This window comes from Baekduia sp., from assembly GCF_035318805.1.
Taxonomy (GTDB): Bacteria; Actinomycetota; Thermoleophilia; order Solirubrobacterales; family Solirubrobacteraceae; genus Baekduia.
In genome coordinates, this window is the sequence record NZ_DATHDY010000021.1 from 1 (window position 1) to 10,112 (window position 10,112).

Below are 10,112 nucleotides of genomic sequence, written 5' to 3' on the forward strand. Positions count from 1 at the left end.
GTGATGCCGGACGTCCCGTTGACCGTCAGCACGCTCGACGTGTTGTCGTACGTGTTGCCCGTGAGGTTGGCCGTCACGTTGATCACGCAGCCCAAGGCCGTGATCGTGCAGCTGATCCCCCGGATGTTGCCCGTCACGACCGTCCCGAGCTGTGAAACAGCATCAAGATGCCCCTCGGAGCACATCACGACGAAGCTCCAGCCGGCGGCCGTGCAGCCGGAGAAGGTCGGTCGCACAGTAGCGACGTCGCTCCACGTTCCGGCGTTGCTCGGGCCGGTCGGGCCGATGAGCGACCCCGTCGCCGTTGTCGTGTTGCAGATAATGCCGACCAGGTGCGACGGGGTGGTGACGTGGATCTCCAACTTCGAGGCCGGAGCGGTCGCCGAGAACACCCTCCCCGGCGACGCCGACCCGTTGCTCGTCCAGTTGACCGCCGACGCCGTCGATGCCGAGACCAGCGCCGACGCCACCGTGGCCGCGATCAGCAATACCTTCACGAGCTTGCTGGACATGCGTTCCTCCTCGCGGAGCGATCGCTCCGCCGTTGATGAAGGGGTCTCTCCCGGCGCCTGAGTGCTGCGGGAGGTCGAACCGCCTGGGCGATCAGGGTGAACTAGTGAGTGATCGGCGGTCCAGAGCCGGCTGGCTGCGCGAGCTCCCGTGCGCGCGTCGGATCTGAGGCGCGCGGCCGGTGAGTGTCCGGCAGGCCGCCGTGTTGGGCCAGCTGGCGTGCCGCCCCAGGCGGCGGCCATATGGTCGATCGGTGCGCCCGCGGCGCGCGGAGGCGCGCGGCGTGATGAGCGGTTCGCGACGATCCACCGCAAGCCAGAGACTCGAGCATGGCCGCCGCGGGGTCCTGTCGCGGTGTGGATACCGACACGATCAGTCCCTCACCGGGCGCGCCCGGCGTCCCGACAACCACCCCGCCGGCCGCCAAGCGGACGCAGAACACCCACGGCCGCTTGACGACCGCACGGGCCTACCTAGTTGTGCTGGATGCTCGGCTTGAACACGGAGGTGACGGTGTACGAGAGGGGGGCGGGCGGGCTGGTCGACGTACCCCACGTCATCGGCGCGGTCCCGCCGCCCGTCGTGCCCATGATCGAGCGGCAGGCGGCCGTGTTGGGCCAGCTGGCGTTCAGCCCGGCCGACACGCTGCGCGTGAGGACGGCCGTGATGTTGTTGTACGTGTTACCGGTGAGGTTGCCGGCGAACGTCAGCACGCAGCCCCAGAACGTGAAGGTGCAGTTGATCCCGCGGATGTTGCCCGTCACGACCTGCGAGGTCTGTGAGACCGCATCGAACTGCTCCTCGGCACACGACATGACGCCCGTCTGGCCAGCGGCGGTGCAGGAGGAGTAGCTCGGTTGCAGCGTGGCCACGCTGTTCCACGCACCGGTGTTGCTCGGCCCGGTGGGGCCGAAAACCCGCCCCGTCATCGTTGCATTCGAGCAGCTCAGCCCGACCTGGTGCGACGGATTCGTGACGTTGATCTCGAACCGCGAGGTAGGCGCGGTGGCCGAGAACGCCGTCCCCGGCGCCGCCGACCCGTTGCTGCTCCAGTTGACCGCCGACGCCGTCGATGCCGAGACCAGCGCCGAGGCGACCGTGGCCCCGATCACCAGCACCTTCATGAACCTGCGAGACATGCGTTCCTCCTAAGCGGAGCGACCGGCTCCGCAATCGATGAACGGCCGTGCGACGCCCTACAAGCTTGGCGTGGCGCGACCTGGGCCTGACGGCCCGTCGCCAGTGTGGGTCAGTCACTAGTATGTTGTCCATAGTCGATGAGTCTACTTTGACATACAGAATAGTGAGTGCCACCGATCGTTATTTGCGCGTGCCGTGGCCATCTGTGCCCGCCGCACCTCGAACAGCCGCGTGGCGAGCAGCGGCGCGCGCGCGAGGCCGGCCCGTCCGAGACGAACCGGCCCCGCAGCGCGCGCCGCCCTACTTCGTGTGGATCGTCACCTCGGTGCCGGTGTTCGGCACGAAGCTGCCGTTGGCGACGCCCGCGTAGACGCGGTACTTGCCCCCGGTCCGGATCGTCACGTGCTTGCTGTAGGTCGACGACGCGGTACTGTTGTGGCGCGTCACCGTGCCGGCGACCGTGATCCACTTGCCGTTGCGCCGCTTCTGGATCGCGATCGGCGTGCCGTCGACGGCCGGGCGGACCGAGCCCTGGAACGTCAGCCTGTGGCCACGGTGGACGGTCTTGGTGCCGACGTGCGTGCTGATGCGGACCGAGACGCTGACGACGACGATGGGGCTGATGACCGACGGCTTGTCGGGCAGCGCCACGCGGTACTGGGTGTTCAGCGGGATGGCCATCAGGCCGAACGAGAAGTTCCCCGCGGCGTCGGTGACCAGCTTGTTGCCGAGGTTCTTGAACCCCTGGGTGTAGGGGAACGGGTTGCCCTGCAGCACGACCTCGCGGCCGCCGTTGCCGGTGCCGGTGAGCTGACCGGCGAGGCCCGTCGTGCCGCCGAACGGGACCGGGTTCGGCGTGGCGGCGAAGGTCACGCCCAGCGGCTGGGCCTTCGTCTTGAAGCTGCGATCCCTGCCCTTGGTCAGGCCCGTGCCGTTGCGGGCGATCAAACGGTAGTGGTAGGTCGTCGCCGGGGCGAGGCCGCTGATGTCGGCGGTCACCGTCTTCCTGCCGGTGGCGCCGATCGTCTGCTCGGGCGTGACCGCCCCGTAGGCGCTCGTCGTGCCGTACTGGAACTGGTACGTCGTGGCGTCGCCGTTGGGGTTGACGGTGCCCGTCAGCCGCGCCGCCTGCTGAACCACGTTCGCCGCTCCGCCGGTGACGACGGCCGGTGCCGTGGCCGCCTGCGCGGCGGCCGGCAGCGTCAACGCCAGCGCGAACGCGCCGGCGGCGAGCACTGCTCTGAGGTTCTTGAAGTGCATGGTCCCTCCCGATGGGATCTGAGTCGTACGTCCTGCCAACACGAGAACTACGCGAGTGCTGCGGTCCGGTACCCAGATTTCCCGCAGACCAGCGCGCGGCGCGGCGCAGGTACTGTGCCGTGCCAGCGCGGTACCGCCCAGTACCCACCCGCAGCGACAGGAGACGATCGTGCCCGACACCAACCGTCAGATCCGCTTGGCCGCCCGCCCCACGGGCGAGCTCCAGCCCAGCGACTGGGAGCACGCCGACGCCCCGGTCACCGAGCCGGGCGAGGGCCAGTTCGCCGGCGTCACGAAGATGATCTCGCTCGATCCCGCGATGCGCGGCTGGCTCGACGACCGACCCTCCTACGTCCCGCCGGTCGGTCTCGGCGAGGTCATGCGCGCGGGCAGCCTGATCGAGATCACCGAGTCCAACCACCCCAAGTACGCGGCCGGCGACCACGTCGTCGGCGCCTTCGGGGTGCAGGAGCACGTCGTCTCCGACGGCAAGGGCTGCGTGAAGGTCGACCCCGACGCCGCGCCCCTGGCCACCTACCTCGGCGCGCTCGGCATGCCGGGCATGACCGCCTACTTCGGCCTGCTCGACGTCGGCGCGCTCAAGGAGGGCGAGACCGTGCTCGTCTCGGGCGCCGCCGGCGCCGTCGGCTCCATGGTCGGCCAGATCGCCACGGTCAAGGGCTGCCGCGTCGTCGGCATCGCCGGCGGGCCCGGCAAGTGCGCGCTGCTAACCGACGAGCTGGGCTTCGACGTCGCGCTGGACTACCGCTCCGACGGCTTCAAGAAGGCGCTGCGCGACGCGACGCCCGACGGCGTCGACGTGTACTTCGACAACGTCGGCGGCGACATCCTCGACCTCGCGCTGACGCGCCTGGCGATGAAGGCGCGGGTCGTCATCTGCGGCGCGATCAGCCAGTACAACACCGAGACCCGCCACCAGGGCCCCTCGAACTACATGGCGCTCCTGGTCCGCCGCGCGCGGATGGAGGGCTTCGTCGTCTTCGACTACGCCCGCCGCTACGCCGAAGCCGCGCAGGAGATCGCCGGCTGGATCGCCGAGGGGAAGATCAAGGCACAGGAGCACGTCGTGCAGGGCTCGATCGACGACTTCCCCGACACGCTGCAGATGCTCTTCCGCGGCGAGAACGTCGGCAAGCTCGTGCTGGAGCTCGCGTGACGGCGCTGCGCGACAAGGTCGCGCTGATCACCGGCGGCGCGAGCGGCCTGGGTCGCGCGACCGCCCTCGCGCTCGCCGAGGCGGGCGCGGAGATCGTGGTGGCCGACCTCGACGACGCCGGCGGCCGTGCGGTCGCCGAGCAGGTCGGCGGGCACTTCGTGCGCTGCGACGTCTCCGACCTGGAGGCCAACGAGGCCATGGTCGCCTTCGCCGTCGCGCAGTGCGGCGGCATCGACATCGTGTACCTGAACGCGGGCGTGGCGACCGGCTGCGGGATCGGCGACGACTTCGACCTCGTCAAGTACCACCGCGCCAACGGGGCGAACCTCGACGGCGTCGTCTTCGGCACCCATGCAGCGCTGCCCGCGCTGAAGGCCCGAGGCGGCGGCGCGATCGTCGCGACCGCCTCGCTGGCCGGCCTGACCGCCGTGCCGTTCGATCCGCTCTACGCGGCCAACAAGCACGCGGTCGTCGGGCTGGCGCGCTCGATGGGCCCAGCCCTCGAGGCCGACAACATCACCTACAACGCGATCTGCCCGGGCTTTGCCGAGTCCAAGATCGTCGAGCCCTTCCGCGACCAGCTCGCGGCCTCGGGCATCACGCTCATCCCGGCCGAGACGGTCGCCGCCACGGTGTTGCGGATCGTGACCGGCGGCGCGACCGGCGAGGCGTGGTTCGTCCAGCCCGGCCGCGACGCCCAGCCCTTCCGGTTCCGCAACGTCCCCGGCCCGGGGACGGGCACGCCGGCAAACCCGCGCGGCGTCTAGTCAGACCGGCGGCCCGACGGGCGCCAGCGCGTCCGGGTCGACGTACTGCTCGGGGTAGCCGTACATGCCGTGCTCGACGATGTCGAGGCCGGCCTCCTCCTCGTCGGGCGTCACGCGCAGGCCGAAGACGGCCTTGATCGCCGCGAACGTGATGTAGGACAACATGAAGACCACCACGAACGCGACGCTCACGCCGAGGGCCTGCACGCCGAGCTGGGTGAAGGAGCCCGTGTAGAAGAGGCCCGGGTCGCCGACGACGTCGGGACCGCCGACGAGCCGCGGCGACGCGAAGAGGCCGCAGCTCAGCGTGCCCCAGATCCCCGCGACGCCATGCGCCGAGAGCGCGCCGACCGGGTCGTCGAGCCGGCGGTCGATGACCAGCACGGAGGCCACGACCAGGCCGCCGGCGACGAGGCCGATGATCGGCGCGGCCCAGAACTCCACGAACCCCGACGGGGCGGTGATGGCCACGAGCGCGGCGATCGCGCCGTTGCCGAGCATGCCCACGTCGAGGCTGCGGGTCAGCGCCGTCGCGGCGATCGCCGCCCCCACGACGCCGGCGGCCGCGGCGAGGTTCGTCACGACGACGACCTCGGCCATGCGGTTGCCGCTCGTGCCCAGCGTCGAGCCCGGGTTGAACCCGAACCAGCCCAGCCAAAGGATCAGCACGCCGAGGCCGAACATCGGCATCGAGTGGCCGGGGATGGCGCGGGGGCGGCCATCGGGTCCGTACTTGCCCGCGCGCGGGCCGAGGAGCAGCAGCGCGGCGAGGCCGCCGGTCGCGCCCGTGAGGTGCACGACGGTCGAGCCCGCGAAGTCCTGCATGCCCGCGCCGACCTGGTCCAGCAGGCCGCCGCCGAAGATCCAGTGCGCCATCAGCGGGTAGATGAGCCCGGCGAACACGACGCCGTAGATCGGGTACGCGATGAAGCGGATGCGCTCGAGCGTCGTGCCCCAGACGATCGACAGCGAGACGGCGCAGAACACCATCTGGAAGAAGAAGTAGCCGGCGCCGGCGCCGTCCAGCGGTCCCGCGATCGGGCTGCCGGGGTGCAGCACTGTGCCGTGGTCGAGGAAGAAGCCGGAGTCGCCGGCCAGCGCGGCACCGCCGCCGAAGGCCAGCGCGAAGCCCGCCATCCACCACGTGAGCGACGCGACGGAGAAGTTCACCAGGATCTTGGCGATCACCGCGCCCGCGTTCTTGCCGCGCGAGAACCCGATCTCCACGCACGCGAAGCCCGCCTGCATGAACATGACGAGCACGGCCGTGACGAGGACCCAGGTCGTGTCCAGCTCGGAGGCGACCTGCTGCAGTGGACGCACGGTGGCCGCGATCATCGGGGAGCGAGGACGGCGAGCGACAGCTCGTCGGCGGGGACGGGCCGGCCCAGGAGGTAGCCCTGGCCGAACGGGCAGCGGTGGTTACGCAGGAAGTCGAGCTGGGCGTGGCTCTCGATGCCCTCGACGATCGTGGTCATGTTCAAGGCCTCGGCGAGCGCGAGGATCGCCGCGACGATCGACGACGACCCGCGATCGTCGGGCACGCGATCCAGGAAGGAGCGGTCGACCTTGAGCACCTGCACCGGAAGGTCGCGGAGCCGGGCGAGCGAGGAGTGGCCGGCGCCGAAGTCGTCGATGGCGATGCTCAGCCCGGCCTCGTGGAGCTCGTCGAGCAGCGAGCGGTGACGGTGCGCGTCGCTCATCACGGCCGTCTCGGTCAGCTCGGCGCAGAGCTGCTCGGGGCGCAGTCCGTGCGCGGCGATCCGCTCGGAGATCGAGGAGACCAGATCGGTCCGGCGCAGCTGGCGCGGGGAGAGGTTGAAGGACAGGCGCGGACGCAGGCCCTGTTGCGCCCAGCGGACGCCCTGGGCGCACAGCTCCTCGACGACCCAGTCGCCGATGGGGTCGATCAGGCCGGTCTCCTCGGCGATGGGGATGAAGTCCCCGGGCGCGACGAGCCCGTGCTCGGGGTCCTCCCAGCGCACGAGCGCCTCGACGCCGGTGAGCCCGCTGTCGTCCAGGGCGACGATCGGCTGGTAGTGGAGGCGCAGGTCCCCCGCGCCGATCGCGCGACGCAGCCGCGTGGTGAGCGAGAGGCGCGCGCGGGCGTCGCCCTCCTCCTGCTGGAAGACGGCGACGGTGCCGCCGCCGGCACGCTTGGCCTGGTACATCGCGCTGTCGGCGCGCTTGAGGAGGCTCTCGGCGTCGTCGGCGTGCTCGGGAGCGAGCGCGACGCCGATCGAGGCGCCGATGTGGAACTCGGCGCCGGAGACCTCGAAGGGGCGCTCGAGCGCGGCGGCGATCCGGTCGGCGGCGAGGTGCGCCGCGGCGGTCGCGGTCTCCGGGCCGGGGCAGTGCATCAGCAGGAGGAACTCGTCGCCGCCCTGGCGGGCGAGCACGTCGCCGCCGCGCACGAGCTCGGCGACCCGCCGCGCCGTCTCCCGCAGGACCTCGTCGCCGGCGGCGTGGCCGAGCGAGTCGTTGACCAGCTTGAAGTTGTCGAGGTCGAAGTAGAGGAGCGCGACGGCGTCGCCGGAGCGCCGCGCCCGGGCCAGGTCGAGGCGCAGCTGCTCCTCGAGCTGGGTGCGGTTCGGCAGGCCGGTGAGGGCGTCGTGGTAGCCCAGGTAGGCGACCTGGGCCTCGGCGCGGCGGCGCTCGGTGACGTCCTCGCCGGAGCGCAGGACCGCGATGATCTCGCCGTCCTCGTTGCGCAGCGCCGAGTTGCGCCAGGCGATCTTGCGGTCGTCGCCGGCGCGGCTGCGCACGAACGTCTCGAGGCTCTCGCGCGGTGGCTCGACCCCGGAGACCAGCCGGGCGAACGCGCGGCGGGCGTCCAGCCGGTCGGTGGCAGGCACGACCGCGTCGAACCAGTCGCGCCCGAGCAGTTGCTCCTCGGTGAAGCCGAGGAGCTCGCAGCCCTGGCGGTTGATGAGTTCCACATGGCCGCGCTGGTCGAGGACGACGACCAGCGTGCTGGCGACCTCGAGGTAGCGCTGCGCGCGGTCGCGCTCCTCCTTCAGCGTGCGCTGCGTGCTGATCGTCGCGGTGACGTCGGCGAACGTGACGGCCACGCCGGTGTCGCGGCCGGGCACCGCGCTCAAGGGCCGGGCGTGGACGCGGATCCACTGCTCGTTGCCCCGCGCGTCGGTGCGCATCGCCATGCCGTGGACGGGCACGCCGTCGCGCTGCGCGGTGGCGGTGAGCGAGTCGCCGGGCGCCAGCGTGGTTCCGTCGCGCTCGGCGACGATCCGCACGTCGTGCTGGAACGGCGCCGTGGCGCCGGCGAGGTCGGCGCCGGTCAGCTCGAGGATGCGCAGCGCGCTGGCGTTCCAGCTGAGCGCGCGCAGCTGCGGGTCGGTGACGACGACGCCCTCTTCGAGGCCCTCGACCACGACCCGGCTGAGCTGCTCGGCAGCGCGCACGGCCTGCCGTGCGCGCTGCTGAGGTCCGAGATCGACAAGGAGACCGCGGCTGATGAGCTGCCCGGCCTGCCTTCCGTCGCGCTGCCGCTCTCCGAACGGTGCGCTGAATCCCCTGCCCTTGGGCATGTCCTTCCGGTACATCGGCGCACCGGAACGGGGATTGAGGAACCTGCAGGGTTTGTGCAGGTTCCCTTGCGACGCCGGGCTACGTGACCGGCTCAGGCTCCGGCGACGGCTCCGGATCCAGGAGCGCCTGGATCGGTACGTTGAGCGCGCTCGCGACCTGGACGATCGTGCGCAGGCGCGGTTCTCTGAGACCTCTCTCCAGACGACTCACCTCCGTGGGGTGTAGACCGGCGAAGTGCGCCAACATCTCCTGTGACCAGCAGCGCTCCTTGCGGAGCCTGCGGAGATTGGCGCCAAGCTGCATACGGTGCTCCATAGCTGCACATCTCTCCTTTAGCGGACCCCCGCAAGGTACGGGGCGGGACCATCCCGATTTCAAGTCTTTCCCGAATCGGTTCTGCGAAACACGAAAACGTGTGCAAAACATCCCGCGGCCGGCCGCAGCGAGCCCTGAGACGTTACGCAGCGGTGCTCAGCGACGACGGATCCACGATGCTGAACGCCGCAGCGCCTTGGCGCGCCGCAACGCCTCGGCCTGGACCTCGAGCAGGTGCTCGAGCTCCTCGACCTCCATGGCGTCCAGGGTCGCGCCCTCGGCGAGCAGCTCCTGCCGCCACGCCCGTCGCTTTGGGACGCGACGCGGATCCGCCGCTCGATCCTTCCAATTCTCCATCGACGTGCCCTCCTGTTGACCAGTGCGGACACTACGCCGGACCGGCCACGGTCGCAAGTAGGTTCGTCGCAACTCAGCGGTGAAACACGGCGACATGTGCAGCGGGCGTGACGAACTGGTGGAGAACTGCTCGCATCGGACCCTGAGTGGCTGGGCCAAATGGCTGTGGACCGGCGGAGGGGCTCGGACCATAGTCGGCCGCGGGGAGGGGGCGCGTACGCCCTCTCGGGCCGCGCCGGGGCTCGCAACGGTGTGATCGGCCTGCGGGGCGGGGAACCGGATGGCCACGATCAGGAATCCGGACTGATGATCACCACGACTCGGATGAGTGCGTCGCCCTGCAGCAGCTCGCCGACCGCCGGTGCTCATTGGCCTTGATTGCCGTCTTGGCTGTGGACCCCTCGCCGAGGGCCGTGGAGAGTCGGCCTCGTTCTACCGCTGCGTGGCAGCCGGCATGCGGAGGCGGCCGCGGCGGTCCTTGCTGTTCAACAACATGCGGAGTGATGGCTTCGCTAGGAGGAACGTATGTCTCGTAGGTTCCTGAAGGTGCTGGTTATGGGCGCGATGGTCGTGTCGGCGCTGGCGTCGGCATCGAGCGCGTCCGCGACGAACTGGTCGAGCAACGGGTCGGCGTCGCCGGGGACGTTCTTCTCGGCGACCGCCCCGGCGTCTCGGCTGGAGATCAGTGTCCCGAATCCGGCGCACCTGGTTGGCGTGGTCTGCACGAACACGACGGCCACCGGACGGCTCATCGGCACGGCCGGCCCGGTCAACACCGGTAACTGGAGCGACGTCGCTACTGTGCGACCGACCTTCTCCGGTTGCACGGCGGCCGGTCAGTCGGCTGCCGTGGTGTGCTCCGAGGGGCATCTCGATGCTGTCTCGCAGTCCGTGCAGGTCGTGACGGGCAACATCCGGGGGATCAGCTGCACGATCACGGCCTTGGGCTGCGTGATCAACGTGACGGCCAACCTCACGGGCAACACGTACGACAACACGTCGAGCGTGCTGACGGTCAACGGGACGTCCGGCATCAC

The 10,112-nt window shown here is 70.5% G+C and carries 11 protein-coding genes; 4 read left to right on the top strand and 7 right to left on the bottom strand.

Annotation, left to right across the window (positions count from 1 at the left end):
* On the top strand, positions 1-573 hold a 573-nt coding region (locus VK501_RS05365), incomplete at its 5' end, for a hypothetical protein (protein ID WP_324335399.1).
* Between the two features lie 410 nt (positions 574-983).
* Here the strand turns inward: VK501_RS05365 and VK501_RS05370 are convergent.
* A complete protein-coding gene (locus VK501_RS05370) occupies positions 984-1,382 on the bottom strand; it encodes a hypothetical protein (RefSeq protein ID WP_324335401.1) in 399 nt (132 codons plus the stop codon).
* Here VK501_RS05370 and VK501_RS05375 point away from each other — a divergent pair.
* Entirely contained in the window at positions 1,375-1,662 is a 288-nt protein-coding gene (locus tag VK501_RS05375; protein ID WP_324335403.1) for a hypothetical protein, read from the top strand. The genes VK501_RS05370 and VK501_RS05375 overlap by 8 nt on opposite strands.
* Before the next feature lie 288 nt (positions 1,663-1,950).
* Here the strand turns inward: VK501_RS05375 and VK501_RS05380 are convergent, their stop codons facing one another.
* A complete protein-coding gene (locus tag VK501_RS05380; RefSeq protein WP_324335405.1) occupies positions 1,951-2,910 on the bottom strand; it encodes a hypothetical protein in 960 nt (319 codons plus the stop codon).
* A 169-nt stretch (positions 2,911-3,079) separates the two neighbouring features.
* On the opposite strand from VK501_RS05380, the gene VK501_RS05385 reads away from it, so the two are divergent.
* Both VK501_RS05385 and VK501_RS05390 read left to right on the top strand, forming a co-directional pair.
* Positions 3,080-4,087 (top strand): NADP-dependent oxidoreductase, encoded by a 1,008-nt coding sequence (locus tag VK501_RS05385; protein WP_324335407.1) that lies wholly within the window; start codon positions 3,080-3,082, stop codon positions 4,085-4,087.
* Positions 4,084-4,854, top strand: a complete 771-nt coding sequence (locus VK501_RS05390; protein ID WP_324335409.1) for an SDR family NAD(P)-dependent oxidoreductase — start codon at positions 4,084-4,086, stop codon at positions 4,852-4,854. The genes VK501_RS05385 and VK501_RS05390 overlap by 4 nt, the downstream gene beginning before the upstream one ends.
* Here VK501_RS05390 and VK501_RS05395 read toward each other — a convergent pair whose 3' ends face one another.
* The 5 genes from VK501_RS05395 to VK501_RS05410 form a co-directional block, all read right to left on the bottom strand.
* Positions 4,855-6,177 carry an ammonium transporter gene (locus VK501_RS05395; RefSeq protein WP_324335411.1) on the bottom strand — a complete coding sequence of 441 codons (1,323 nt, stop codon included), beginning with the start codon at positions 6,175-6,177 and terminating at the stop codon, positions 4,855-4,857. It lies immediately after the preceding gene.
* Between the two features lie 11 nt (positions 6,178-6,188).
* Positions 6,189-8,417, bottom strand: a complete 2,229-nt coding sequence (locus tag VK501_RS05400) for a putative bifunctional diguanylate cyclase/phosphodiesterase (RefSeq protein WP_324335413.1) — start codon at positions 8,415-8,417, stop codon at positions 6,189-6,191.
* 64 nt (positions 8,418-8,481) lie between these two features.
* Positions 8,482-8,829: a helix-turn-helix transcriptional regulator gene (locus VK501_RS28705; protein WP_349260976.1), complete on the bottom strand. Its 348-nt coding sequence runs from the start codon at positions 8,827-8,829 to the stop codon at positions 8,482-8,484.
* 45 nt (positions 8,830-8,874) lie between these two features.
* Positions 8,875-9,075: a hypothetical protein gene (locus VK501_RS05405; RefSeq protein WP_324335415.1), complete on the bottom strand. Its 201-nt coding sequence runs from the start codon at positions 9,073-9,075 to the stop codon at positions 8,875-8,877.
* Between the two features lie 512 nt (positions 9,076-9,587).
* Positions 9,588-9,815: a hypothetical protein gene (locus VK501_RS05410; protein ID WP_324335416.1), complete on the bottom strand. Its 228-nt coding sequence runs from the start codon at positions 9,813-9,815 to the stop codon at positions 9,588-9,590.
* Between the last annotated feature and the right edge of the window lie 297 nt (positions 9,816-10,112).

What these genes read in the sequence shown, in the direction of transcription:
- VK501_RS05400 (WP_324335413.1), bottom strand. Translation starts at nt 8,417, where the DNA reads ATGTACCGGAAGGACATGCCCAAGGGCAGGGGATTCAGCGCACCGTTC.
- VK501_RS05405 (WP_324335415.1), bottom strand. Translation starts at nt 9,075, where the DNA reads ATGGAGAATTGGAAGGATCGAGCGGCGGATCCGCGTCGCGTCCCAAAG.
- VK501_RS28705 (WP_349260976.1), bottom strand. Translation starts at nt 8,829, where the DNA reads ATGTTTTGCACACGTTTTCGTGTTTCGCAGAACCGATTCGGGAAAGAC.
- VK501_RS05380 (WP_324335405.1), bottom strand. Translation starts at nt 2,910, where the DNA reads ATGCACTTCAAGAACCTCAGAGCAGTGCTCGCCGCCGGCGCGTTCGCG.